The organism is Burkholderia sp. AU6039 (assembly GCF_002223365.1).
Lineage (GTDB): Bacteria > Pseudomonadota > Gammaproteobacteria > Burkholderiales > Burkholderiaceae > Burkholderia.
Window position 1 is genome coordinate 859,535 of sequence record NZ_NKFK01000003.1, and the last position, 24,448, is coordinate 883,982.

The 24,448-nt window shown below is 66.9% G+C and carries 22 protein-coding genes; 16 read left to right on the top strand and 6 right to left on the bottom strand.

Translation table 11 applies throughout. The annotated features are described in order from the left end of the window. The first annotated feature begins 22 nt into the window (after positions 1 to 22). Complete coding sequence (locus CFB39_RS06705) at positions 23 to 667, top strand: phosphoribosyltransferase (RefSeq protein WP_089472516.1); 645 nt, start codon at positions 23 to 25, stop codon at positions 665 to 667. A gap of 7 nt (positions 668 to 674) precedes the next feature. On the opposite strand, the gene CFB39_RS06710 is transcribed toward CFB39_RS06705, so the two are convergent. Further along, positions 675 to 1,892 (bottom strand): polyhydroxyalkanoate depolymerase, encoded by a 1,218-nt coding sequence (locus tag CFB39_RS06710; RefSeq protein ID WP_089472517.1) that lies wholly within the window; start codon positions 1,890 to 1,892, stop codon positions 675 to 677. Positions 1,893 to 2,145: 253 nt separating this feature from the next. Between CFB39_RS06710 and CFB39_RS06715 the strand changes: the two genes are divergently transcribed. Then, positions 2,146 to 2,775 carry a glutathione S-transferase family protein gene (locus CFB39_RS06715; RefSeq protein WP_089472518.1) on the top strand — a complete coding sequence of 210 codons (630 nt, stop codon included), beginning with the start codon at positions 2,146 to 2,148 and terminating at the stop codon, positions 2,773 to 2,775. Positions 2,776 to 2,960: 185 nt separating this feature from the next. Continuing rightward, positions 2,961 to 3,155 carry a hypothetical protein gene (locus tag CFB39_RS06720; RefSeq protein WP_069249260.1) on the top strand — a complete coding sequence of 65 codons (195 nt, stop codon included), beginning with the start codon at positions 2,961 to 2,963 and terminating at the stop codon, positions 3,153 to 3,155. 107 nt (positions 3,156 to 3,262) lie between these two features. Here CFB39_RS06720 and proP read toward each other — a convergent pair whose 3' ends face one another. Further along, on the bottom strand, positions 3,263 to 4,750 hold the full coding sequence (gene proP, locus CFB39_RS06725) for a glycine betaine/L-proline transporter ProP (RefSeq protein ID WP_089472519.1): 1,488 nt from the start codon (positions 4,748 to 4,750) through the stop codon (positions 3,263 to 3,265). Between the two features lie 538 nt (positions 4,751 to 5,288). On the opposite strand from proP, the gene CFB39_RS06735 reads away from it, so the two are divergent. Further along, positions 5,289 to 5,621 carry a YnfA family protein gene (locus CFB39_RS06735; RefSeq protein WP_089460768.1) on the top strand — a complete coding sequence of 111 codons (333 nt, stop codon included), beginning with the start codon at positions 5,289 to 5,291 and terminating at the stop codon, positions 5,619 to 5,621. Between the two features lie 34 nt (positions 5,622 to 5,655). Here the strand turns inward: CFB39_RS06735 and dnaQ are convergent, their stop codons facing one another. Genes dnaQ through CFB39_RS06750 form a run of 3 tightly spaced genes read right to left on the bottom strand, consistent with a single transcriptional unit; the run spans position 5,656 to position 7,681 of the window. Beyond that, on the bottom strand, positions 5,656 to 6,390 hold the full coding sequence (gene dnaQ / locus CFB39_RS06740) for a DNA polymerase III subunit epsilon (protein WP_089472520.1): 735 nt from the start codon (positions 6,388 to 6,390) through the stop codon (positions 5,656 to 5,658). Between the two features lie 38 nt (positions 6,391 to 6,428). Beyond that, on the bottom strand, positions 6,429 to 6,872 hold the full coding sequence (gene rnhA / locus CFB39_RS06745) for a ribonuclease HI (RefSeq protein ID WP_039347704.1): 444 nt from the start codon (positions 6,870 to 6,872) through the stop codon (positions 6,429 to 6,431). Beyond that, positions 6,869 to 7,681, bottom strand: a complete 813-nt coding sequence (locus CFB39_RS06750; protein WP_089439696.1) for a class I SAM-dependent methyltransferase — start codon at positions 7,679 to 7,681, stop codon at positions 6,869 to 6,871. The genes rnhA and CFB39_RS06750 overlap by 4 nt, the downstream gene beginning before the upstream one ends. A gap of 18 nt (positions 7,682 to 7,699) precedes the next feature. Here CFB39_RS06750 and gloB point away from each other — a divergent pair, with 18 nt between their 5' ends. The 8 genes from gloB to CFB39_RS06795 all read left to right on the top strand — a co-directional run bounded on the left by gloB (position 7,700) and on the right by CFB39_RS06795 (position 18,184). After that, the gene (gene gloB / locus CFB39_RS06755; protein ID WP_089472521.1) at positions 7,700 to 8,506 is read left to right on the top strand and encodes a hydroxyacylglutathione hydrolase; all 807 of its coding nucleotides are present in this window, start codon (positions 7,700 to 7,702) and stop codon (positions 8,504 to 8,506) included. Positions 8,507 to 8,657: 151 nt separating this feature from the next. After that, a complete protein-coding gene (locus tag CFB39_RS06760; RefSeq protein ID WP_089472522.1) occupies positions 8,658 to 10,232 on the top strand; it encodes a transglycosylase SLT domain-containing protein in 1,575 nt (524 codons plus the stop codon). A 154-nt stretch (positions 10,233 to 10,386) separates the two neighbouring features. Further along, positions 10,387 to 11,604, top strand: a complete 1,218-nt coding sequence (locus tag CFB39_RS06765) for a nitrate/nitrite transporter (protein ID WP_089472523.1) — start codon at positions 10,387 to 10,389, stop codon at positions 11,602 to 11,604. A gap of 365 nt (positions 11,605 to 11,969) precedes the next feature. Continuing rightward, positions 11,970 to 13,115 (top strand): glutamine-hydrolyzing carbamoyl-phosphate synthase small subunit, encoded by a 1,146-nt coding sequence (carA, locus tag CFB39_RS06775; RefSeq protein WP_041492797.1) that lies wholly within the window; start codon positions 11,970 to 11,972, stop codon positions 13,113 to 13,115. A gap of 37 nt (positions 13,116 to 13,152) precedes the next feature. After that, positions 13,153 to 13,812, top strand: a complete 660-nt coding sequence (gene leuE / locus CFB39_RS06780) for a leucine efflux protein LeuE (protein WP_046545364.1) — start codon at positions 13,153 to 13,155, stop codon at positions 13,810 to 13,812. A gap of 49 nt (positions 13,813 to 13,861) precedes the next feature. Further along, the gene (gene carB, locus CFB39_RS06785) at positions 13,862 to 17,116 is read left to right on the top strand and encodes a carbamoyl-phosphate synthase large subunit (RefSeq protein ID WP_089424998.1); all 3,255 of its coding nucleotides are present in this window, start codon (positions 13,862 to 13,864) and stop codon (positions 17,114 to 17,116) included. Between the two features lie 118 nt (positions 17,117 to 17,234). Then, a complete protein-coding gene (gene greA / locus CFB39_RS06790) occupies positions 17,235 to 17,711 on the top strand; it encodes a transcription elongation factor GreA (protein WP_057927897.1) in 477 nt (158 codons plus the stop codon). Between the two features lie 14 nt (positions 17,712 to 17,725). Further along, positions 17,726 to 18,184 (top strand): DUF4149 domain-containing protein, encoded by a 459-nt coding sequence (locus CFB39_RS06795; RefSeq protein WP_089472524.1) that lies wholly within the window; start codon positions 17,726 to 17,728, stop codon positions 18,182 to 18,184. 78 nt (positions 18,185 to 18,262) lie between these two features. On the opposite strand, the gene CFB39_RS06800 is transcribed toward CFB39_RS06795, so the two are convergent. Next, positions 18,263 to 18,790: a YhbY family RNA-binding protein gene (locus tag CFB39_RS06800; RefSeq protein WP_089439703.1), complete on the bottom strand. Its 528-nt coding sequence runs from the start codon at positions 18,788 to 18,790 to the stop codon at positions 18,263 to 18,265. A gap of 193 nt (positions 18,791 to 18,983) precedes the next feature. Here CFB39_RS06800 and CFB39_RS06805 point away from each other — a divergent pair, with 193 nt between their 5' ends. The 4 genes from CFB39_RS06805 (at position 18,984) to glmM (ending at position 24,065) form a co-directional block, all read left to right on the top strand. Then, positions 18,984 to 19,646, top strand: a complete 663-nt coding sequence (locus CFB39_RS06805) for an RlmE family RNA methyltransferase (RefSeq protein WP_046545366.1) — start codon at positions 18,984 to 18,986, stop codon at positions 19,644 to 19,646. A gap of 166 nt (positions 19,647 to 19,812) precedes the next feature. Beyond that, complete coding sequence (gene ftsH / locus CFB39_RS06810) at positions 19,813 to 21,711, top strand: ATP-dependent zinc metalloprotease FtsH (RefSeq protein ID WP_069247647.1); 1,899 nt, start codon at positions 19,813 to 19,815, stop codon at positions 21,709 to 21,711. Between the two features lie 28 nt (positions 21,712 to 21,739). Beyond that, positions 21,740 to 22,681 (top strand): dihydropteroate synthase, encoded by a 942-nt coding sequence (folP, locus tag CFB39_RS06815; protein ID WP_089472525.1) that lies wholly within the window; start codon positions 21,740 to 21,742, stop codon positions 22,679 to 22,681. 28 nt (positions 22,682 to 22,709) lie between these two features. Further along, positions 22,710 to 24,065 (top strand): phosphoglucosamine mutase, encoded by a 1,356-nt coding sequence (gene glmM, locus CFB39_RS06820; RefSeq protein WP_089425002.1) that lies wholly within the window; start codon positions 22,710 to 22,712, stop codon positions 24,063 to 24,065. Positions 24,066 to 24,448 lie beyond the last annotated feature (383 nt).

Below are 24,448 nucleotides of genomic sequence, written 5' to 3' on the forward strand. Positions count from 1 at the left end.
GCGCAACGGCAGGGAGCCGATCGTGTTCGAGTGTTTTGCCGATCGCGCCGATGCCGGCTGCCAGCTGGCCGGTGCTTTGCGCGAATACGCGGGGCGAGGCGATGTCGTCGTGCTCGCGTTGCCGCGCGGCGGTGTGCCTGTCGCCTATCCGGTCGCGTGTGCGCTGCATGCACCGCTCGACGTGCTGGTCGTGCGCAAGCTCGGCGTGCCGTACGATCCCGAGCTCGCGATGGGCGCGATCGCGACGGGCGGGGCGATTCATCTGCAGCGTTCGGTGCTCCGCTCGATGAACGTGCCCGACGCCGAGCTCGCCGACGTGATCGCGCGCGAGACGGCCGAGCTGCATCGACGCGAAGCGCTGTACCGCGGCGCCGAGCCGCCGCTGCCGGTCGAAGGGCGCATTGCGATCGTCGTCGACGACGGCGTCGCGACCGGCGCGTCGATGCGTGTCGCGCTGCAGGCGTTACGCGAGCGTCATCCGGCGCGGATCATCGCGGCTGCACCGGTCGCGCCGGCAGGTACACGGCATGGGTTCGACGATCTGGCCGACGCGTTCGTCACGGTGATGCTGCCGCTGGTGTTCTTCGGGATCAGCCAGTTCTACGTGCGCTTCGAGCAGACGAGTGACGAAGAGGTGCGCGCGTTGCTCGACGCGGCGCGGCGCTGATTCGGTGTCACGTCCGCCTGATGCGGCGCGGGCGAGGGCGGCGGGCTTCGGCCCACGCGAACACGCGCTGCAGCATCGGATGCACGTCCCCGTGCCAGCGTGCCCCCGTAAACAGCCCGTAGTGATCGCAGTCGTCGATGTCGATGCGAAAGCGCTCGTCGTCGGCGAGGCCGCTGCACAGGTCGAGCGCAGCATGTGTCTGGCCGGCGCCCGTGACCTTGTCGCATGCGCCTTCGACGGTCAGCAGGACGATGCCGCGCATAGCCGCCGGCTCGACGCGCCGGCCGCCCACGTCCCACGTGCCGAGCGCGAGGCTCATGCGCTGGAACACGATGTCGACCGTGTCGAGGAAATACTCGGCCGGCATGTCGAGCAGCGCCGTGTATTCAAGCAGCGCGCGCCTCGCGCCGGCGAGTCCGGTCACGTCGAAACGCGACGCGGCCAGCGCGTACGCTTCGATCAGCGACAGGAAGCGCTGCGGGTACACGAGCGCGATCTCGCCCTGTTGCAGATAGGTGGGAAACACGTGGCGGCCGTGCCCCGCGAAGCCGGGCGGCACGACGTCGATCAGGTGGCGGCGGCACCAGCCGAGCGAATGGGCGGCAGCGGCGGTGCCGAGCGCACTCGGATTCCGGCGCGCATCGAGCGGGCCGCCGATCAGCGTGATGCTCGCGGGCGACGGGAGACCGCGCGCCGCCCGTAGCGCGAGCGCGCCGAGCGCCGGCACGGTCGCCTGGCACACGGCGACGACATGCAGCGGCCGGTCGTCGTGCGCGAGCCCGTCGACGAAGCCGTCGAGCGTGGCGACGTACTCGTCGAGCCCGAAACGGCCCGACGCGAGCGGCACGTCGCGTGCATTGCGCCAGTCGGTCACGCAGACATCGCCGTCCGCGAGCAGCGTCTCGACGGTTTCCCGCATCATCACGGCCGCGTGCCCGGCGAGCGGCGCGCACAGCAGCACCGTGCGCTGCGCGTCGGCCCGCGTGAAGCGCCGCAGGTCGCAGAACGGCGTGCGCGCGACGACGCGCTCGCCGAGCGCCGGCCATCCGATGTCGAAGTGCGGGGGCCCGTCCGGCGGCCCGAGCAGCGGCTCGAACAGGTCGTCGTAGCACGACGCCGCCGCGTGCGGCAGCGTGGCCGTGGGCCACGCGTCGAACGCGTGCCGCGTCGCAGCGCGCCACGCGCGCATCCATTCCCGCTGCTGCTCGACGAGGGCATACCACATGGCGAACCTTGAGGCGGAAGGGGGGTGAACTTGCATTATGGTCACTGTGGCCGGACATCGTGAGTCCCGCGCGCGGCGGGTTGATGCGCATCGGGCGCACGGGCGCGAAGGCCGGCCGAGCACGTTCCGCTATTTCGGCAAACGCGGTCGCGGAGCCGGCCCCCGCTCGTTGCGGGCGGGAACGGGCCCTAGGCGATGCCGCGCGACGCTGCTACAGTCGTCGCTCCCATTCCCCTCAAGCGGAGTGTTCGCGATGAAGCTGATCGGCATGCTGGATTCCCCGTTCGTGCGTCGGGTCGCCATTTCGGCGAAACTGCTCGACCTCCCGTTCGAACACGAGTCGATCTCGGTGTTCCGTCATTTCGAGCAGTTCAGGGCGACCAACCCGGTCGTCAAGGCGCCGACGCTCGTGACCGACGACGGCGCGACGCTGCTCGATTCGTCATTGATCGTCGACTATCTCGATCACCTGGTCGCGCCCGAGCGGCGCTTGCTGCCCGATACCGCCGATGCTCGGCTGCGCACGCTCGTGCCGGTCGGCTTCGCGCTGGCGGCCGCCGAGAAGACCGTTCAGGTCGTCTACGAGCAGGCGCTGCGTCCGGCCGACAAGCAGCATGCGCCGTGGCTCGAGCGCGTGCTGAGCCAGATCGAGGGCGCATACGGCGCCCTGGAGCCGCTCGTCGCGGCCGCGAACGGCTGGTTCGGCGGCGCGCGCCTGCTGCAGTCCGATGTGACGGTCGCGGTCGCATGGCGCTTCACGCAGTTCATGGCGGCCGACTACCCGGTGCTCGCGCGGATCGATCCGGCCCGTTATCCGGCACTGGCCGCGCATTCGGCGCGGGCGGAAGCGCTGCCGGCGTTCGTCGAAGCACCGCTCGTCTAGGCGCAGCGGCGACCTGCGGCGGGGCCCCGCGCCGCGGCCCGTCGCCTGCTCAGCCTTGTCAGGCAAGGCGCTGTCGATTGTTCTCGGCGGCTGACAAGTGACTTCGCATTCGCGCTGTTTATCCGGATGCGGCCGGTCCCTAGAATCCACTCCATCGAATGACGCCTTGCCTGATGGAGCCGCAGATGAAAGCCCTGATCGAATCGAGCCTGTACCACCCGTCCCTCGTGTTGCCGCTTGCCGCGCTGACGCAGTTGATGGTCGAGCGCGATTTCAATCTGGGTCAGGTCGGGCTGATCGTCGCGGCGCGCGGTGCGCAGGCCGCCGTGTCGCGCTCGCGAGCGCTGATTTTCTGCCGCCACTGCGAAGCGCAGGCATGAGCGCGCCGGCGTCGAATGGATGAAAAAAGCCCGGCCGGCGCAAGCCGGTCGGGCGGATCGGTTCGATCGGGCCCCGGCTTCGGCCGGGGCTTTTTCATGGGTGACGCTCAGGCGCGTGCCGGCGACCCGACACTGTAGATATCCGCTTCGTCGTCCTCGCGCATCTGGCGCACGAGCTGGTGGGCTTCGCGGCGCGACGCGACGGCCGGCGGCGAGCCCTTGAGCGGCTGGCGCGCGGTTTCGGCGAGCGCGACGACCGACACGATGCCGATCACGGCGGCGCCCATCATGTAGTACGCGGGCATCATCAGGTTGTGCGTGACGTCGACCAGCCAGGCGGTCACGAGCGGCGTCGTGCCGCCGAACAGCGACACCGACACGTTGAAGCCGATCGCGAGCGCGCCGTAGCGGATCTCGGTCGGGAACAGCGCCGGCAGCGCCGACGGCATCACGCCGGTAAAGCACGACAGCAGCACGCCGAGGATCAGCAGGCCGCCGAACACCGACGCCGTGGTGCCCGCGTGGATCAGCATCATCGACGGGATCGACAGCACGAGCAGGCCGACGCAGCCGGCCAGCATCACGGGCTTGCGGCCGACCTTGTCCGACAGGCGGCCGGCGGCGAGCGTCAGCGGCATCATCAGCACCATCACGATCAGCACGAGCACGAGGCTGTGCGATTCGTCGAAGTGCAGCGTCGACGACATGAAGCTCGGCAGGTACGACAGCACCATGTAGTCGGTCACGTTGAAGATCAGCACGAGGCCGACGCACAGCAGCAGGGCACGCCAGTTGCGCATCAGCGTTTCGCGGAAGCGCGCCTTCGGCACGGCCTTGTCCTGCGCCTCGCGCTCTTCGGCCTGGCGCTTGAACGCGGGCGTTTCCTCGAGCCGCATCCGGATGTAGAGACCGATCAGGCCGAGCGGGCCGGCGATCAGGAACGGCACGCGCCAGCCCCACGACAGCAGCGCCTCCTGCGACAGCGACGCGGTGAGCAGCGCGACGACGCCCGCACCCATCACGTAACCGATCAGCGTGCCGAACTCGAGGAAGCTGCCCATGAAGCCGCGGCGCTTGTCGGTCGAGAATTCGGCGATGAAGGTGGCGGCGCCGCCGTACTCGCCGCCGGTCGAGAAGCCCTGCACGAGGCGGGCGACGAGCAGCAGCACGGGCGCCATGATGCCGATCGACGCGTAGCTGGGGATCAGGCCGATCGCGAACGTGCCGACGGCCATCATGATCATCGTGGCGGCGAGCACGCGCTGGCGGCCGATGCGGTCGCCGAGCGGGCCGAACACCATGCCGCCGAGCGGGCGCACGAGGAACGCGGCCGCGAACGTGCCGAAGGTCGCGAGCAGCTGCGCGGACGGGCTGCTGGACGGGAAGAACACCTTGCCGAGCGTGACGGCGATATAGCTGTAGACGCCGAAGTCGAACCATTCCATCGCGTTGCCGATGGCCATGGCGCTGACGGCGCGCTTGAGGAGGCTCTGGTCGACGACGGTGATGTCGTCCGCGACGAGCGGGGCTTCGCCGGACGACGAAGCGGTGGAAGAAGCAGCGGTCGGGCTGACGTGTGTTGCGGTCAAGGTCATGCACTCCTTTGACTGCGCCGAACGGGCGGGCCGTCCGACACGGTTTGCCGGCGAGCGCGGTGTCGGATGCGGCGCGTCGGGGCAGACCTTTAAGCACTTACTGCATTGCAGGCGGTAAAGGGCCGTAAGGGGCTGCTTCGACGCGGGCCCGATGGGCCGTCGCGACAGTGCGCTCATGAAGAATGGGCCGCGTGATGCTGGCGGCAGCTGCCGGTGCGGACGGTGTCCAGCGTTCCGGCAAGCGCCCCGGAGGGGCAACGAAACGAGAAAAGCGGGCCTGTCGGGCGGGCTTTCCTGTGTGTGCAATTTCGGTCGAAGCGCCGGCCCGCAACGCGCGGACGGACTTCTCTCGAAATCGAATAGACAGAGATTGAATGTTGAAACAGGCGACATGATAGCACGATGACGGATGATCGTGCAAATTGCCGGGAAACGCCCGGCTGGCGGGGCGTCCGGCGAGGGTGGCTCGGGTATGATCGGCGGCGCACGGCGGGGCCGTGCGGCCTCGGGTGACGGGGCCGAATTCACGAGGAACCGGATGACCGAACTGATGAGGATCGCGGCGCTGTTTGCCGCCACCGCGCTGGCCGAAATCGTCGGCTGTTACCTGCCGTGGCTCGTGCTGAAGGAGGGGCGGCCGCTTTGGCTGCTGGTGCCGGCCGCGCTGTCGCTCGCGCTGTTCGCGTGGCTGCTGACGCTGCACCCGAGTGCGGCGGGACGCACCTATGCCGCGTACGGCGGCGTGTATATCGCGGTGGCGCTGGTCTGGCTGCGGGTAGTCGACGGTGTCGCGCTGACCCGCTGGGACGTGGCCGGCGCGGTGCTCGCGCTCGGCGGAATGGCGGTCATCGCGCTGCAGCCGCGCGCGTGAGCGCGGCGGCGGCGCGTGCCGCCGGCCGCCTGCTTCAAGCCGCTTCGGCGGCGCCCGCGTCGGCGGACGTGCGCCACACGCAGGTGCCCTTGACCGACTTGTCGAGTTCGTCGAGCTGCGTCTGATGCGCGGCGAGTTCGTCGTCGCTCGCGGTCACCACGACCAGATCGAGCGCGGCGAGTGACACGCGCTGGCCGTTGCCCGCACCGCCGTCGGCGCCCATGTCGTCGAGCATGTCGATCACGAGGCTGTCCTGGCCGCGCGTCATCGCCAGATACACCTCGGCGAGCAGCTCCGAGTCGAGCAGTGCGCCGTGCAGCGTACGGTGCGCGTTGCTGATGCCGAAGCGGTCGCACAGCGCGTCGAGCGAGTTGCGCTTGCCCGGGAACATCTGCTTGGCCTGCACCAGCGTGTCGATCACGCCGCCGCAATGCTCGGTGAACGGCGGGAGGCCGAGCCGAGCGAATTCCGCGTCGAGGAAGCCAAGGTCGAACGGCGCGTTGTGGATGATCAGCTCGGCATCCTTCACGAAGTCGAGGATCTGGTGGGCGACTTCCGCGAATTTCGGCTTGTCGCTCAAGAATTCGGTCGTGAGCCCGTGCACCGCCAGCGCGCCCGGATCGCTGTCGCGCTCCGGGTTCACGTAGAAGTGCAGGTTGTTGCCGGTGAGCCGCCGGTTCAGCAGCTCGACGCAGCCGATTTCGATGAGGCGGTCGCCCGTGCGGGCGTTCAGGCCGGTGGTTTCGGTATCGAGAATGATCTGGCGCATGTCGGGAAATACGTAGGAAACAGGGGAGCGGCCCGCGTTCAGGCCGTGAGCGATTCGACGCCGCGATTCGCGAGTGCGTCCGCGCGCTCGTTTTCGGGATGGCCCGCGTGGCCCTTGACCCAGCGCCACTCGACCTCGTGCTGCGCGACGAGCGCGTCGAGCCGCTTCCACAGGTCGGCGTTCTTCACGGGCGTCTTCGCCGCGGTGACCCAGCCTTTCTTCTTCCAGCCGTGGATCCACTCGCTGATGCCTTTCTGCACGTATTGCGAGTCGGTGTGCACGATCACCTGGCACGGCCGCTTCAGCGCTTCGAGCGCGGCGATCACGCCCATCAGCTCCATGCGGTTGTTGGTCGTGTTGGGCTCGCCGCCGAACAGCTCCTTCTCCTTGTCGCCGTAGCGCATCAGTGCGCCCCAGCCGCCGGGGCCGGGGTTGCCCTTGCAGGCGCCGTCGGTATAGATGTCGATGGTATCGGTAGTCATGAATGTTCTTGATGGGTGGTCGGGGAGGCCGCCGGCGTGAGGCCCGGTGCGAGCACGGGCTTCTTCATCCGGATCTGGCCGACGAGGCGCATGCCGCGCACGCGCTTGACGGCCGTCACCATGTAGACGGCGCCGAAGATCGGCCACCAGCGGTCGCCGGCGGCTTCCATGAAGCCGTAGCGGGCCAGCCACTGGTCGGTGACGAGCGGCGGCCGGTAGCAGCCGAAGCGGCCGCGTTCGAGGTCGAAACCGAGCAGCTTGATCCAGTCCTTGAGCCGGATGAACGCGATCTGGTCGCGCGTGGCCGGCACGAACGGGCGGTTCGCCATGCGCCCGAACGATTGCCGCATGCCCCACAGGCTGAGCGAATTGAAGCCGGTGATCACGAGCTGGCCTTCCGGCATCAGCACGCGCTCGGCCTCGCGCAGCAGCCGGTGCGGATCGGACGTGAATTCGAGCGTGTGCGGCATCACGATCAGGTCGACGCTCTGCGACTCGAACGGCAGGTCGAGCAGGTCGCACCAGGTCGTGCTGCGGCCGTCGGGCGCGTGCTCGGGCGCATGCGCTTCGCGCGCCCACGGATACTGGTACGGCGCGCTCGCGCCGCTCGCCGGATCGAGCACGAGGCCGCGATACGGCATGCGGTTCTCGCGCAGCGCGTCGAGCTGCGGCAGGCCGAGCTGCAGCGCGTGGAACCCGAAGACGTCGGACACGATCCGGTCGAGCTGCGCCTGCTCCCAGCCCAGCACGTAGCGGCCGGGTGGTGAGTCGGTCCAGGCGGGCCAGTCTATAATTTGACGATCGGACATAACGATGATTGCGCGCCCATGAACGAGCTGGAATACATGCCGGTTCCGGCATTCGATGACAACTATATCTGGCTCGTCTCGGACGGCCGCGATGCGATTGCCGTCGATCCGGGGGAAGCCGCGCCGGTGCGCCGGGTTCTAGCCGAACGAGGCTGGCGGTTGACCGCTATTTTACTCACGCACCATCACGCCGACCACGTCGGCGGTGTCGCGGCCCTGCGCGATAGCCAACCGGACGATGTTCCGCTCGTCGTTTACGGCCCCGCGGCCGAGGCGATCGGCGTGGTCACGCGGCCGCTTTCGGGCGGCGCGCGCGTCACGCTCGAGGCACCCGCCGCCACGTTCGACGTGCTCGACGTGCCCGGCCATACGCGCGGCCACATCGCCTATTTCCAGGCGGCCGGGCCGGGCAACGCGGCGCCGCACGTGTTCTGCGGCGACACGCTGTTCTCGTGCGGTTGCGGGCGCCTGTTCGAGGGTACGCCCGCGCAGATGCTCGCTTCGCTCGACGCGCTCGCGGCGTTGCCGGGCGACACCCACGTGCATTGCGCACACGAATACACGCTGTCCAACATCCGCTTCGCGCTCGCATGCGAACCCGGCAACGCGGCGCTCGCCACGTGGCGCGACGACGCACAGGCGCTGCGCGCGCGCGGCGTGCCGACGCTGCCCACTACGATCGCGCATGAGCGTGCCGTTAACCCGTTCATGCGGGCGGACAGCGAGGCGATCCGCGCGACGCTCGAGGCCGAACTGCATGAAACGGTGCCGGATCGTCTGACGGCGTTCACGCTGATGCGCGAGTGGAAAAACCGGTTCCGATGATGATTTCCGGAGGACTCCAAAGCTCAAGCGGAGTCTGTAAAAATTGCTCCAAATGTAGGATTTCGCTGAGTTTTCGGTGTTTTTATTGACGTGAAGCACGCACTTCCGTAGTATCGCCTGCAATTTCCAGCCGTCGGAAGCAGAGATTTTCATGCGACTTATATTGAGTGCGATGGTGGTTCTGCTGCTCGCCGCTTGTGCGAGCCAGGCCCCTGTCGCCAACAACGCCGCCGATTCGCAGGCGACGTCCACCTACCTCCGTAAATCCGCCACCGCCAAAGAAACTGTCGACGTCGACAAGCAATCCGTCGGCGACCTGACCAGTGCGGACTCCGATCTCTGGGGTCGCATCCGCCGCGGTTTCCAGATGCCCGACCTGCAGACCGACCTCGTCGACATGCAGACCACGTGGTACACGCAGCGCCCGGACTACGTGCAGCGCATGACCGAGCGCTCGCAGAAGTACCTGTACCACATCGTCGAGGAACTCGAGGCGCGTCACATGCCGACCGAGCTCGCGCTGCTGCCGTTCATCGAGTCCGCGTACAACCCGCAGGCGCTGTCGGTCGCGAAGGCGGCCGGCATGTGGCAGTTCATGCCCGGCACGGGCCGCACGTACAACCTGAAGCGCAACATGTGGCAGGACGAGCGCCGCGACGTGCTCGCGTCGACGAGCGCCGCGCTCGACTACCTGTCGCGCCTGCATGACATGTTCGGCGACTGGTATCTCGCGCTGGCCGCGTACAACTGGGGCGAGGGCAACGTGCAGCGCGCGATCGCCCGCAACCAGGCGGCCGGCCTGCCGACCGACTACCTGAACCTGCGGATGCCGAACGAGACGCGCAACTACGTGCCGAAGCTGCAGGCGGTGAAGAACATCATCGCGAATCCGCAGCAGTACGGCCTTGCGCTGCCGGACATCCCGAACCACCCGTATTTCGTGACGGTCACGACGTCGCGCGACATCGACGTGGCGGTGGCGGCGAAGCTCGCGAACCTGTCGCTCGACGAATTCCGCTCGCTGAACCCGTCGTTCTCGAAGCCGGTGATCCTCGGCGCGACCGAGCCGCAGATCCTGCTGCCGTTCGACAACGCGTCGGCGTTCGAGAAGAACCTGAAGGCGTACAACGGCCAGCTGTCGTCGTGGACCACCTATACGGTCAGCGAGCGGGCACGGCCGGCCGCGATCGCCGAGAAGATCGGCGTGGACGCCGATACGCTGATGTCGATCAACAAGATTCCGGCCGGCATGCGCCTGAAGCCGGGCTCGACGATCGTCGTGCCGCGCGGCGATGACGACGACGAGGACATCAGCGCCGACGTCGCCGAAAACGGCGCGCTCGCGATGGAACCCGACGTACCCGACACGCGCAAGATGCTGATCCGCGTGCGCCGCAAGCAGTCGATGGCGGCGCTCGCCGGCCGCTACGGCGTGTCGGTCGGCCAGCTCAAGGCGTGGAACCGTACGCACCGCGATCTCGTGATGCCGGGCCAGGCGCTCGTGCTGCACGTGCCGGTCGGCCGTTCGGTGCCGGCGGAACCCGGTCCGGAGCGGATCGCGACGTCGGCCGGCGGGGCGCACATCGAGCGCGCGAGCCTGGCGGTGGGCGGCAAGTCGCACGGCGCGAAGCGCGGCGCGGCGAAGCCGGCGGCCAAATCGGCGAAGGCGGCCCCCGCGAAGGCGGCACCGGCCAAGGCCGCCGCGCACAAGGGCAAGAAGAGGTAACGCAGTCGCGCGCATCGTGCGGCCGGCCCGGTTCGCGCGGTTGCGGTATCATCCGACGAAATGCAAGAAACGCCGTCACCGAGGTGACGGCGTTTTTGTTTGTGCGCGGCGCGGGGGCGCTGCTTCGAAGGTCTTCATATAACAAGGGGAAGAGATGTCGTCGGTGCAGGTGAGGGTGCTCGCGCTGTTTTCGGTCGGGTATTTCGTGTCGTACGTGTTTCGCGGCGTCAATCTGGGCTTCGCGCCGTTCGTCACGCACGAGCTCGGGTTGTCGGCCGCCGATCTCGGCCTGCTCACCAGTCTCTATTTCCTCGGCTTCGCGGGCGCGCAGATCCCGGCCGGCGTGATGCTCGACCACTTCGGCCCGCGCCGCGTGACGGCCGGCATGCTGCTGTTCGCGGCCGCCGGCGCGGCCGTGTTCGGCGTCGCGCACAGCCTCGGCACGATGATGGTCGGCCGGCTGCTGATCGGCGTTGGCGTCTCGGTGTGTCTCGGCGCGGCGTTCAAGGCGCTCGCGCAGCATTTCCCGGTCGGCCGGCTGCCGCTCGTCAACGGCCTCGTGATGGCCGTGGGCGGCCTGGGTGGCGTGATGGTCGGCTCGCCGCTGACCTGGCTGCTCGGCTGGACGAGCTGGCGCGCGATCTGTTTCGGCCTCGCGGTGCTGACGGTGATCGTCGCGGCCTCGATCGGCCTCGGTGCGCCGGAAGCGCAGCAGGTGCGCCACCAGGGCGGGCTCGTCAGCCAGTTCAAGGGCACGTGGCATATCCTGAGCAGCCGCGCGTTCTGGAAGATCTCGTCGTTCTCCGTCGTCACGCAGGGCGTGTTCTACGCGATGCAGTCGCTGTGGGTCGGGCCGTACCTGCGCGATGTCGCGGGGTTCGATGCGCCGCATGCCGCGCGTCTCGTGTCGGTGCTCGGCTTCGCGATGATGGCCGGCTGCGTCGGCTTTGGCGCCGCGGCGCGGGTGCTCGAGCGGCGCGGCGTGTCCGTGTACGCATTCAGCGGCGTCGGCATGGCGCTGTTCGTCGCGACGCAGGCCGCGATCGTCGCGCGCGTGCCGTTGCCGCCGGCCGTGCTGTGGGCTGCATACGGAATGTTCGGCGGCGTCGGCATCCTGACCTATGCGGTGATGGCCGGCCATTTTCCCGCTCACCTGATCGGCCGCGCGAACACGACGCTCACGCTCGTGATCTTCCTGCTGATCTTTGCGTTCCAGATCGGGGTCGGCGCGGTGCTGTCGCACTGGCCGGCAGTCGACGGCCGCTACCCGGCCGCCGCGCATTTCACTGCATGGGGCATGTTGCTCGCGCTGCAGCTCGCGAGCGCGGTCTGGTACGTCTGGCCCGCGCGCGGCGCTGGTCAAGCGCACTGATCCGGCGGTACGCTGGCGGGTAGGGCGGCCGCGTAAACGGGGCCGCAGCGCGTTGCGCCGCGTCGCCGGACGCGGCGCGCGCACGATCGGACGGCCATATCAATTGAAGATAGGGCCATTTTCAGGCTATAATTTGAGAGTTTGTGCTGATCAACCTCGCACCCTAGCGCCTACCTCATTCATCCCGTTCATCCGCCGCACGCCGCCTGCCGGGCGATGCCGCGAATCCTCGTGCGCCACGCGCCGGGTTCGCGTCTCGACAACGCAGGTCGCGTCCAGCAAGCGACCACGCGCGCCCACGCAGCGCGGCGCTCGCGCGGCAGGGTAAACAGGTCGGCAGCAGGGTGTTCCCCAAGGAGCCTCCCGTGTTGCCGTCTTTTACTCCCGCCTTGCTTGCACTCGCCGACGGCACGGTCTTTCGTGGTTATTCGATCGGGGCCGAAGGCCACACGATCGGCGAAGTCGTGTTCAATACCGCGATCACCGGCTATCAGGAAATCCTGACTGACCCGAGCTACTCGCGCCAGATCGTCACGCTCACCTATCCGCATATCGGCAACGTCGGCGTCAATGCCGAAGACGTCGAAGCCACGAAAGTCCATGCCGCCGGCCTGATCATCCGTGATCTGCCCTCGCTCGCATCGAACTTCCGCATGGACCGCACGCTCGGCGATTACCTGCGCGACGAAGGCGTCGTCGCGATCGCCGGCATCGACACCCGCAAGCTGACCCGTATCCTGCGCGACAAGGGCGCGCAGAACGGCTGCATCCTGACGGGCTCGGACGACGAAGCGAAGGCGATCGAGCTCGCGCGCTCGTTCCCGGGTCTCGCGGGCATGGATCTCGCGAAGGTCGTGTCGACCACGAAGCCGTTCGAGTGGAAGCAGACCGAATGGCGCCTCGAAGGCGGCTACGGCATGCAGGAAGCGCCGAAGTATCGCGTCGTCGCGTACGATTTCGGCGTCAAGTACAACATCCTGCGCATGCTCGCGGAGCGCGGCTGCCACGTGACGGTGCTGCCGGCACAGGCGAGCGCGGAAGATGCGCTCGCGCTGAATCCGGACGGCGTGTTCCTGTCGAACGGCCCCGGCGATCCGGAGCCGTGCGACTACGCGATCGCGGCCACGAAGCAGTTCATCGAGCGCGGCGTGCCGACCTTCGGCATCTGCCTGGGTCACCAGATCATGGGCCTCGCGGTCGGCGCGAAGACGCTGAAGATGAAGACGGGCCACCACGGCGCGAACCACCCGGTGAAGGATCTCGGCGACGGTCGCGTGGTGATCACGTCGCAGAACCACGGCTTCGCGGTCGATGCGGATTCGCTGCCGGCCAACGCGCGCGTGACGCACGTGTCGCTGTTCGACGGCACGCTGCAGGGCTTCGAGCTGACCGACAAGCCGGCATTCTGCTTCCAGGGTCACCCGGAAGCGTCGCCCGGCCCGCACGACATCGGCTACCTGTTCGACCGTTTCACCGCGCTGATGGACGCGGCGAAGCAGCGCAACGCCTGACGTCAACGACGCAACCGAAGAACGGGAGATTCGCATCATGTTCGGCCACGCACTCGGCATCACGGATATCTGGACCTACGTGTTCGGCGTGATCTTCATCATCCTGCTGCCGGGGCCGAACTCGATGTATGTGCTGTCGCTCGCGGCGCAGCGCGGCGTGAAGGCCGGCTATCGCGCGGCGTGCGGGGTGTTCGTCGGCGACACGGTGCTGATGGTGCTGTCCGCCGCCGGCGTCGCGTCGCTGCTGAAGGCGAACCCGCTGCTGTTCTCCGTCGTCAAGTACGGCGGCGCCGCGTATCTGCTCTACATCGGCACCGGCATGCTGCGCAGCGCGTGGCAGAAGCTGCGCGCGCCGGCGAATGCGCCGGTCGAGGCAGCGCCCGCGGTCGATGGCGAGCGGCCGTTCCGCAAGGCGCTGATCGTGAGCCTGCTGAATCCGAAGGCGATCCTGTTCTTCATCTCGTTCTTCATCCAGTTCGTCGACCCGGCATTCCCGCATCCCGCGCTGTCGTTCGTCGTGCTCGGGGCGATCGCGCAATGCGCGAGCTTCCTGTACCTGAGTACGCTGATCTTCGCGGGTGCGCGGCTTGCCGAGCACTTCCGCCGCCGCCGCAAGCTTGCAGCAGGCGCGGCGAGCAGCGTGGGCGGCCTGTTCATCGGATTTTCGGTGAAGCTCGCGCTGGCGACGATGAGCTGAGCGCAGCCGGCCGACCCACGACAACGATTACTTATTGAATTCACCAGCCATGCCAAAACGCACAGACATCAAAAGCATCCTCATCATCGGCGCCGGCCCGATCATCATCGGCCAGGCGTGCGAGTTCGACTATTCGGGCGCGCAGGCTTGCAAGGCGTTGCGTGAGGAGGGCTACAAGGTCGTTCTCGTCAACAGCAACCCGGCGACGATCATGACCGACCCGAACACGGCCGACGTGACCTACATCGAGCCGATCACGTGGGAAGTCGTCGCGCGCATCATCGAGAAGGAGCGCCCGGACGCGATCCTGCCGACGATGGGCGGCCAGACCGCGCTGAACTGCGCGCTCGACCTGCACCACCACGGCGTGCTCGAGAAGTTCGGCGTCGAGCTGATCGGCGCGTCGCCGGAAGCGATCGACAAGGCGGAAGACCGCCAGAAGTTCAAGGAAGCGATGACCAAGATCGGTCTCGGTTCCGCGAAGTCGGGCATCGCGCACTCGATGGAAGAAGCGACCCAGGTGCACGCCGAGATCATGGCGCTCACCGGCGGCAGCGGCTACCCGGTCGTGATCCGTCCGTCGTTCACGCTCGGCGGTTCGGGCGGCGGCATTGCCTACAACCGCGAAGAGTTCGAAGAGATCTGCAAGCGCGGCCTGGACCTCTCGCCCACGCGCGAGCTGCTGATCGAAGAATCGCTGCTCGGCTGGAAGGAATACGAGATGGAAGTCGTGCGCGACCGCGCCGACAACTGCATCATCGTGTGCTCGATCGAGAACCTCGACCCGATGGGCGTGCACACCGGCGACTCGATCACGGTCGCGCCGGCGCAGACGCTCACCGACAAGGAATACCAGATCCTGCGTAACGCATCGCTCGCGGTGCTGCGCGAGATCGGCGTCGACACGGGCGGCTCGAACGTGCAGTTCTCGATCAACCCGAAGGACGGCCGCATGGTCGTCATCGAGATGAACCCGCGCGTGTCGCGCTCGTCGGCGCTCGCATCGAAGGCAACGGGCTTCCCGATCGCGAAGGTCGCGGCGAAGCTGGCGGTCGGCTACACGCTCGACGAGCTGAAGAACGAAATCACCGGCGGCCAGACCCCGGCGTCGTTCGAGCCGACGATCGACTACGTCGTCACGAAGATCCCGCGCTTCGCGTTCGAGAAATTCCGCGAAGCCGATTCGCGCCTGACCACGCAGATGAAGTCGGTCGGCGAAGTGATGGCGATCGGCCGCACGTTCCAGGAATCGTTCCAGAAGGCGCTGCGCGGCCTCGAAGTCGGTGTCGACGGTCTCGACGAGAAGTCGACCAACCGCGACGAGATCGCGATCGAGATCCACGAGCCGGGCCCGGACCGCATCTGGTACGTCGGCGATGCGTTCCGGATCGGCATGACGGCCCAGGAAATCTTCGCGGAAACCGCGATCGACCCGTGGTTCCTCGAGCAGATCGAGCAGATCATCCTGAAGGAAAAGGCGCTCGGCGGCCGCACGCTGGCATCGCTGTCGTTCGACGAACTGCGCTACCTGAAGCAGAGCGGCTTCTCCGACCGCCGCCTCGCGAAGCTGCTCGGCGCGACGCCGGAAGACGTCCGCAAGCGCCGCGTCGAACTCAACGTGCGCCCGGTCTACAAGCGCGTCGACACCTGCGCGGCCGAGTTCGCGACGAAGACCGCGTACATGTACTCGACCTATGAGGAAGAGTGCGAGGCGCAGCCGACCACCAACAAGAAGATCATGGTGCTGGGCGGCGGCCCGAACCGGATCGGCCAGGGCATCGAGTTCGACTACTGCTGCGTGCACGCGGCCCTCGCGATGCGCGAGGACGGTTACGAAACGATCATGGTCAACTGCAACCCGGAAACGGTGTCGACCGACTATGACACGTCCGACCGCCTGTACTTCGAGCCGCTGACGCTGGAAGACGTGCTCGAGATCGTCGACAAGGAAAAGCCGGTCGGCGTGATCGTCCAGTATGGCGGCCAGACGCCGCTGAAGCTCGCGCTCGACCTCGAGGCGCACGGTGTGCCGATCGTCGGCACGTCGCCGGACATGATCGACGCAGCCGAAGACCGCGAACGCTTCCAGAAGCTGCTGCAGGACCTCGGCCTGCGCCAGCCGCCGAACCGCACCGCACGCGCCGAAGACGAAGCGCTCGCGCTCGCGGAAGAGATCGGCTATCCGCTGGTCGTGCGCCCGTCGTACGTGCTGGGCGGCCGCGCGATGGAAATCGTCCACGAGCCGCGCGACCTCGAGCGCTACATGCGCGAGGCCGTGAAGGTGTCGAACGATTCGCCGGTGCTGCTCGACCGCTTCCTGAACGACGCGATCGAGTGCGACGTCGACTGCATCTGCGACGGCGAAGCCGTGTTCATCGGCGGCGTGATGGAGCACATCGAGCAGGCGGGCGTCCACTCGGGCGACTCGGCGTGCTCGCTGCCGCCGTACTCGCTGTCGAAGGAAACCGTGGCCGAGCTGAAGCGCCAGACGGGCGCGATGGCGAAGGCGCTGAACGTGGTCGGCCTGATGAACGTGCAGTTCGCGATCCAGCAGGTGCCGCAGGCGGACGGTTCGAAGCAGGACATCATCTACGTGCTGGAAGTGAACCCGCGCGCATCGCGCACGGTGCCGTACGTGTCGAAGGCGACCAGCCTGCCGCTCGCGAAGATCGCGGCGCGTGCGATGGTCGGCCAGAAGCTCGCGCAGCAGGGCGTGACGAAGGAAGTCGAGCCGCCGTACTTCAGCGTGAAGGAAGCGGTGTTCCCGTTCGTCAAGTTCCCGACCGTCGATCCGGTCCTCGGGCCTGAAATGCGTTCGACCGGCGAAGTGATGGGTGTCGGCCAGACGTTCGGCGAAGCGCTGTTCAAGTCGCAGCTCGCGGCCGGCTCGCGCCTGCCGGAGTCGGGCACGGTGCTGCTGACCGTGATGGACGCCGACAAGCCGAAGGCGGTCGAAGTCGCGCGCATGCTGCACGACCTCGGCTACCCGATCGTCGCGACCAAGGGCACGGCTGCCGCGATCGAAGCGGCCGGCGTGCCGGTGAAGGTCGTGAACAAGGTGAAGGACGGCCGTCCGCACATCGTCGACATGATCAAGAACGGCGAGATCGCACTCGTGTTCACGACGGTCGACGAGACGCGCCAGGCGATCGCCGATTCGCGTTCGATCCGCATGAGCGCGCAGGCGCACAAGGTCACGTACTACACGACGATGTCGGGCGCGCGCGCGGCGGTTGAAGGCTTGCGCTACCTGAAGGATCTGGAAGTCTATGATTTACAAGGTCTTCACGCTCGCCTAAACTAAGCAGTCAGTTACCTGTCGAAGCAACACGTGCCGCGATTAGGCGGTGTTTCCAGTGCATCGGAAACGCGCTTAATCGCGGTGATTTTTTTTATAGCCGTTTTTAGCGATTGAGCCGTTTATGAGCACCATTCCGTTGACAAAGCGTGGCGCGGAACTCCTGCGCGATGAATTGCAGCGCCTCAAGTCCGTCGAGCGGCCGGCCGTGATCAACGCGATCGCGGAGGCCCGCGCACAGGGCGACCTGTCCGAAAACGCCGAATACGATGCCGCGAAGGAAAAGCAGGGCTTCATCGAGGGTCGTATCGCGGAACTCGAATCGAAGCTGTCGGCCGCGCAGGTCATCGATCCCACCGTGCTCGATGCCGAAGGCCGCGTGGTTTTCGCATCGACCGTCGAACTCGAGGATCTCGAGTCGGGCGACACCGTCAAGTACCAGATCGTCGGTGACGACGAAGCCGATATCGATCACGGCCTGATCTCGGTCAGCTCGCCGATCGCGCGCGCACTGATCGGCAAGTCCGAAGGCGACGTCGCGGCCGTGCAGGCGCCGAGCGGCGTGCGCGAGTACGAAATCATCTCGGTCAGCTACATCTGAAGCGAGGCGACGTGATGCCGCATCGCGTGTTCCGTCTGCTGTCGGCCGTGTGGGTCGGCAGCCTGCTGACGATCGGGTATGCGGTCGCGCCCGTGCTGTTCAAGACGCTGGAGCGGATGACGGCCGGTTCGGTCGCCGGCCAGCTGTTCCGTATCGAGGCGATCCTCGGTGTCGTGTGCGGCGTGCTGCTGCTCGCGTTGTCGAACCAGCAGGTGCGGCGCGGCAGCGGCGAATATCGCCGCGTGCGCTGGATCGTCGCCGCGATGGTCGTGTGCGTGCTGGTCGGGTATTTCGCGCTGCAGCCGTTCATGAATGCGCTGCGGGTGGCCGCGATGGACGCGGGCACCGATATCGCGAACTCGCCGTATGCGAGCCGCTTCGGGATGCTGCACGGCGTCTCGAGCGTGTTCTACCTCGTCGAGAGCGTACTGGGGCTGATGCTGATCTGGCGTCTGCCGGCGCGCGACGCCTGACGCGAATGCCGCGCGGGCCCGGTCGATGCCGGGCCCGCGGGCAGGGTGGCGGCACGGTGAGCCGTGCCGCCTCGATGCTTACTTGTCCTGGAACGGACGCTTCGTGCTGGCCTGGCGCTTCTTGGCGCGCTTCACGTTGCCGCCTGCCGTCACGCGCTCGTTGCCGCGCACCGTGACCTTGACCGGCCGCGGGCGACGCACGGGGCTCGCGTTCGGCGATACCTTGACGACCTTGACGGTGCGCGGTGCACGGCCTTTCTTGTCGTCGACGGCTTCGGCCGCGCTGGGCACGGTACCGGCACGACGGCCGCGAGCCGGAGCCGCTGCGGCGGCTTCGGGCTTCCAGATCACCAGCAGCTTGCCGATGTGCTGGATCGGCGCCGCGCTCAGGCGGTCGCAGATCTCGTCGTAGATCGCGATGCGCTCGTCGCGCTCGTCGCCGAACACGCGGATCTTGATCAGCTGGTGCGCGTCGAGGTGCACCTTGATTTCCTTCAGCACGGCGTCGGTGAGCCCTTCGGCGCCGATCAGCACGACGGGCTTGAGCGCATGGGCCTGGGAGCGCAGCGCGGAGCGCTCGGCGGGAGAAAGCGAAAGGGCGGGCATGGAAATGTCGAAATCTAAATAAGGGCGCGCTGACTGAATAGCGATCGCGGGTAGTTACCGCGTCAGCCGTGCGCCGAAACCACGTAAAATCGCGGCTTGGGCCTGAAAAGGGGCCGCAGCCGCGCGAAGAAGACGCGTATTATCCGCTAAAAGCGCGGCTTCACGAAGCAATTGGCAGCAATCTCTCTCTCGAATGGCAAAAAACCGCTTCAACCAGCACTGGCTGCACGACCACATCAACGACCCCTACGTCAAAATGGCGCAGCGGGAGGGCTATCGCGCGCGCGCCGCGTACAAGCTGAAGGAAATCGACGAACAGGACAAGCTGATCCGTCCGGGCCAGGTGATCGTCGACCTCGGCGCGACGCCGGGCAGCTGGAGCCAGTATGCCCGCAACAAGCTCGCGCAGGGCAAGAAGCGTGACGCGGAGCGCGAAGGCGGCATCGACGGCACGATCGTGGCGCTCGACATCCTGCCGATGGAGCCGATCGCCGACGTCCACTTCCTGCAGGGCGACTTCCGCGAGGACGAAGTCCTTCACCAGCTCGAAGAAGTGCTCGAAGGGCGCGCGGTGGACCTTGTTATTTCCGACATGGCCCCCAACCTCTCTGGCGTGGCCTCGGCAGACGCGGCGCGCATCGAGCATCTGTGCGATCTGGCGCTCGAATTTGCGCAGAATCATCTGAAGCCGGATGGTGCGCTGCTCGTGAAATGCTTTCACGGCAGCGGCTACAGCCAGATCGTCGAGAAATTCAAACAGCAGTTTAAGACCGTCGCGCCGCGCAAGCCGAAGGCGTCCCGCGACAAATCGTCCGAAACGTTCATTTTGGGTCGGCATCTGAAACGTCCGCGCTGATGCGCAGCGAGGTGCCGCAAACGGGCTCCGGCCCTTGCCAGACAAGCGAAGCGCTATCGCGGCGGTTGTCAATGCTTATGGCGAGGGTGGTCGGACTGGATTAGAATGACCGAGGGGCGCCGCAAGGAAAATGTAGGCGCTCGTCTACGAGTGAAGGAGTGGTGCTTTGAACAACAATATGTTTTCGAAGGCAGCGGTGTGGCTGGTGATCGCACTGGTGCTGTTTACGGTGTTCAAGCAGTTCGACAAGCCCCGCGTCCAGGAAGGCGTGTCCTATTCGCAGTTCATGGACGACGCCAAGAACGGCAAGGTCAAGAACGTCATCGTTCAGGGGCGCAACCTCACCGTCACTCCGGCTGATGGCCAGAAATACCAGATCGTGTCGCCCGGCGACATCTGGATGGTTGGCGATCTGATGAAGTACGGCGTGCAGGTCAGCGGCAAGGCCGACGACGAGCCGAACGCGCTGATGTCCGCGCTGTACTACCTCGGGCCGACGATCCTGATCATCGTGTTCTGGTTCTACATGATGAGGCAGATGCAGGGGGGCGGCAAAGGCGGCGCATTCTCGTTCGGGAAATCGCGCGCGCGGCTGATCGACGAGAACAACAACGCGGTGAACTTCTCCGACGTCGCGGGATGCGACGAAGCGAAGGAGGAAGTGTCCGAGCTCGTCGACTTCCTGCGCGATCCGCAGAAATTCCAGAAGCTGGGCGGGCGCATTCCGCGCGGCGTGCTGCTAGTCGGCCCTCCGGGTACCGGCAAGACGCTGCTGGCCCGTGCGATCGCGGGTGAAGCGAAGGTGCCGTTCTTCAGCATCTCGGGTTCGGACTTCGTCGAAATGTTCGTCGGCGTCGGCGCGGCGCGTGTGCGCGACATGTTCGAGCAGGCGAAGAAGCATGCACCGTGTATCGTGTTCATCGACGAAATCGACGCGGTCGGCCGTCATCGCGGCGCCGGCATGGGCGGCGGCAACGACGAGCGCGAACAGACGCTGAACCAGATGCTCGTCGAGATGGACGGCTTCGAGGCGAACTCGGGCGTGATCGTGATCGCCGCGACCAACCGTTCCGACGTGCTCGACAAGGCGCTGCTGCGTCCGGGCCGTTTCGACCGCCAGGTCTACGTCGGTCTGCCGGACATCCGCGGCCGCGAACAGATCATGCGCGTGCACCTGCGCAAGGTGCCGATCGCGAACGACGTCGACGCGGCAGTCATCGCACGCGGCACGCCGGGCTTCTCGGGCGCCGATCTCGCGAACCTCGTGAACGAGGCTGCGCTGTTCGCCGCACGTCGCGGCAAGCGCATCGTCGAGATGCAGGATTTCGAAGACGCGAAGGACAAGATCTTCATGGGTCCGGAGCGCAAGTCGGCCGTGATCCGCGAAGAAGCGAAGCGTGCGACCGCTTATCACGAGTCGGGCCACGCGGTGATCGCAAAGCTGCTGCCGAAGGCGGACCCCGTGCACAAGGTCACGATCATCCCGCGCGGTCGCGCGCTGGGTGTCACGTGGCAGTTGCCGGAGCATGACAACGAAACGTACTCGAAGGACTACCTGATGGACCGCCTTGCGATCCTGTTCGGTGGCCGGGTGGCGGAAGAGCTGTTCATGAACCTGGTCAGCACCGGCGCATCGGACGACTTCAACAAGGCAACGCAGACGGCGCGTGCGATGGTGGCCCGTTTCGGCATGACCGACGCGCTCGGGCCGATGGTCTACGTCGACGATGAGAACGATGCATCGCCGTTCGGCCGTGGCTTCACGCGCACGATCTCGGAAGCGACGCAGCAGAAGGTCGATTCGGAAATCCGCCGTGTGCTCGACGAACAGTACGGCCTTGCGCGCCGACTGCTCGAAGAGAACCGCGACAAGGTCGAAGCGATGACCGCCGCGCTGATGGAGTGGGAGACGATCGATGCCGATCAGATCAACGACATCATGGAAGGCCGTCCGCCGCGCTCCCCGAAGAGCTCGCCGGCTGTCGGCGGCGATTCGTCGGGTGGTGGCAGCAGCGCCGAGGTGAAGCCCGGCAACGCGCCGGCGCCTGCTTCGCCGGCGGCATAATCTCCGCTTTAGCGCCGTTCACGGGCTGGTGTGGCTTCACACCGGCCCGTTTTGCATTCATTCACGCCAGTTGCTCGTGTCCGATTCCGCTGTTTCCCCAAACACTCCCGCGCCACTCCGGTGCGGCCGATTCGAACTGACGTTCGAACGCCCGCTCGTGATGGGCATCCTCAACGCCACGCCTGATTCGTTCTCCGACGGCGGCCGCTTCCTCGCGCGCGACGATGCGCTGCGCCAGGCCGAGCGGATGATTGCCGAAGGCGTCGACCTTCTCGATATCGGCGGCGAATCGACGCGCCCCGGCGCGCCGCCCGTGCCGCTCGACGAGGAGCTCGCACGCGTGATCCCGCTCGTCGAAGCGCTGCGGCCGCTGAACGTGCCGCTGTCGATCGATACCTACAAGCCGGCCGTGATGCGTGCGGCGCTGGCCGCCGGCGCCGACCTGATCAACGACATCTGGGGGTTCCGCCAGCCGGGCGCGATCGACGCGGTGCGCGACGGCAACTGCGGGCTGTGTGCGATGCACATGCTTGGTGAGCCACAGACGATGCAGGTCGGCGAACCCGATTACGGCGACGTCGTGACCGATGTGCGCGATTTTCTCGCCGAGCGCGCGCAGGCGCTGCGCGATGCGGGGATTGCGCCGGAGCGGATCTGCGTCGATCCCGGCTTCGGATTCGGCAAGGCGGTTGTCGACGACAACTATGCGTTGCTGGCCGCGTTGCCGGACACGGCACCCGTGCGGCCCGACGGCCGCGCGTACCCGATACTCGCGGGCATGTCGCGCAAGTCGATGCTCGGCGTGGTGATCGGCGGCAAGCCGCCGATGGAGCGCGTCGCGGCGAGCGTGGCGGCCGCGGTGTGCGCGGTCGAGCGTGGGGCGGCGATCGTGCGCGTGCACGACGTCGCGGCAACGGTCGACGCGCTGAAAATCTGGGTTGCCGTGCGCGAAGCCGCGCGGCAACGATAAGTCAGAAGACGAAGGAGGAAGATTCACCATGGGACGTCGATATTTCGGCACGGACGGCATTCGCGGCACGGTGGGCGAGGCGCCCATCACGCCGGACTTCGTGTTGCGTCTCGGCTACGCGGCCGGCAAGGTACTGGCCAGCTCGGCCGATGTCGCGGCAGGCTCGCGCCCGACCGTGCTGATCGGCAAGGACACGCGCGTGTCGGGCTACATGCTCGAAGCCGCGCTCGAGGCCGGGTTCTCGGCGGCCGGCGTCGACGTGATGCTGGCCGGCCCGATGCCGACCCCGGGCGTCGCGTACCTGACGCGTGCGCTGCGCCTGTCGGCGGGCGTCGTGATCAGTGCATCGCACAACCCGTATCACGACAACGGGATCAAGTTCTTCTCCGCCGACGGCAACAAGCTGCCGGACGACACCGAAGCCGAGATCGAAGCGTGGCTCGACAAGCCGCTCGAGTGCGCATCGTCCGACGGTCTCGGCAAGGCGCGCCGCCTCGACGACGCGGCCGGCCGCTACATCGAGTTCTGCAAGAGCACGTTCCCTGCCGCATTCAACCTGCGCGGGCTGAAGCTCGTGATCGACTGCGCGCACGGCGCCGCGTACCAGATCGCGCCGCACGTGTTCCACGAGCTCGGTGCGGACGTGATCCCGATCGGTGTCGCGCCCAACGGCTTCAACATCAACGATGGTGTCGGTGCGACGGCGCCGGACGCGCTGGTGCGCGCGGTGCGTGCGAACCACGCCGATCTCGGCATTGCGCTCGACGGCGATGCGGACCGCCTGCAGGTCGTCGACTCGACCGGTCGCCTGTACAACGGCGACGAACTGCTCTACGTGCTCGTGAAGGACCGGATCGCGACCGACGGCAAGGTCGAAGGCGCGGTCGGCACGCTGATGACGAACCTCGCGGTCGAAGTCGCGCTGCAGCGTGAGGGCGTGAAGTTCGTCCGCGCGGCGGTCGGCGATCGCTACGTGCTCGAGCAGTTGCGCGAACACGGCTGGCAGCTCGGCGCGGAAGGGTCGGGCCACATCCTGTCGCTCGATCGCCACTCGACCGGCGACGGCATCGTGTCGGCGCTGCTCGTGCTGGCCGCGCTGAAGCGCAGCGGCAAGACCCTCGCGCAGATGCTCGACGGCGTCACGCTGTTCCCGCAGAAGCTGATCAACGTGCGAATGAAGCCGGGCGCCGACTGGAAGGGCAGTACGTCGATTCGCGCCGCGATCGACGCCGCCGAAGCCGCGCTCGCCGGCAGCGGCCGCGTGCTGATCCGCGCATCGGGCACGGAGCCCGTGCTGCGCGTGATGGTCGAGGCGCAGCAGGCGGCCGACGCGGTGCGCCATGCGGAGACGATCGCCGACGCGGTGCGCGCGGCGACGACCTGACGCGCGGGCCCGGCGCGTCAGGTCAAACACCTGCGCGTCGGTGTTCCGGTGAACCCGTACACGGCGCCTTCGGGGCGCCGTGTTTTCGTCAGACGCAAAGGTTTGCGATACCTATAAAGAAGGGCGCGTCGCCACCGCAATCCCGGCCGGAAAATCGTCCGACCCCTGATATCGGCCCGCCACGACCGGAGGGCTATCCATGGCGCAGACACCGCGCTACGATCCGCTCGCACCCAGGTGAAAACGGGTCGTCATCCACGTCCTTCCAGGCAGGCAATTCTTGCCGCCACCGCCATTCCGGCGCCGCCCGGGCGCCGCGCCCGCCGCACCCGATACTCCCTTTCAACCAGTCATGTTACTGTCACGCCAGTTTCATCGATTGT

Excerpts from the sequence above, each read along its gene's own strand:
- proP (WP_089472519.1), bottom strand. The coding sequence starts at position 4,750 with ATGACCTTGACCGCAACACACGTCAGCCCGACCGCTGCTTCTTCCACC.
- CFB39_RS06750 (WP_089439696.1), bottom strand. The coding sequence starts at position 7,681 with ATGTCCGATCGTCAAATTATAGACTGGCCCGCCTGGACCGACTCACCA.
- gloB (WP_089472521.1), top strand. The coding sequence starts at position 7,700 with ATGAACGAGCTGGAATACATGCCGGTTCCGGCATTCGATGACAACTAT.
- greA (WP_057927897.1), top strand. The coding sequence starts at position 17,235 with ATGAGCACCATTCCGTTGACAAAGCGTGGCGCGGAACTCCTGCGCGAT.
- CFB39_RS06720 (WP_069249260.1), top strand. The coding sequence starts at position 2,961 with ATGAAAGCCCTGATCGAATCGAGCCTGTACCACCCGTCCCTCGTGTTG.
- CFB39_RS06735 (WP_089460768.1), top strand. The coding sequence starts at position 5,289 with ATGACCGAACTGATGAGGATCGCGGCGCTGTTTGCCGCCACCGCGCTG.
- CFB39_RS06805 (WP_046545366.1), top strand. The coding sequence starts at position 18,984 with ATGGCAAAAAACCGCTTCAACCAGCACTGGCTGCACGACCACATCAAC.
- CFB39_RS06795 (WP_089472524.1), top strand. The coding sequence starts at position 17,726 with ATGCCGCATCGCGTGTTCCGTCTGCTGTCGGCCGTGTGGGTCGGCAGC.
- CFB39_RS06715 (WP_089472518.1), top strand. The coding sequence starts at position 2,146 with ATGAAGCTGATCGGCATGCTGGATTCCCCGTTCGTGCGTCGGGTCGCC.
- CFB39_RS06800 (WP_089439703.1), bottom strand. The coding sequence starts at position 18,790 with ATGCCCGCCCTTTCGCTTTCTCCCGCCGAGCGCTCCGCGCTGCGCTCC.
- leuE (WP_046545364.1), top strand. The coding sequence starts at position 13,153 with ATGTTCGGCCACGCACTCGGCATCACGGATATCTGGACCTACGTGTTC.
- CFB39_RS06760 (WP_089472522.1), top strand. The coding sequence starts at position 8,658 with ATGCGACTTATATTGAGTGCGATGGTGGTTCTGCTGCTCGCCGCTTGT.
- CFB39_RS06710 (WP_089472517.1), bottom strand. The coding sequence starts at position 1,892 with ATGTGGTATGCCCTCGTCGAGCAGCAGCGGGAATGGATGCGCGCGTGG.
- dnaQ (WP_089472520.1), bottom strand. The coding sequence starts at position 6,390 with ATGCGCCAGATCATTCTCGATACCGAAACCACCGGCCTGAACGCCCGC.
- glmM (WP_089425002.1), top strand. The coding sequence starts at position 22,710 with ATGGGACGTCGATATTTCGGCACGGACGGCATTCGCGGCACGGTGGGC.
- rnhA (WP_039347704.1), bottom strand. The coding sequence starts at position 6,872 with ATGACTACCGATACCATCGACATCTATACCGACGGCGCCTGCAAGGGC.
- carB (WP_089424998.1), top strand. The coding sequence starts at position 13,862 with ATGCCAAAACGCACAGACATCAAAAGCATCCTCATCATCGGCGCCGGC.
- CFB39_RS06765 (WP_089472523.1), top strand. The coding sequence starts at position 10,387 with ATGTCGTCGGTGCAGGTGAGGGTGCTCGCGCTGTTTTCGGTCGGGTAT.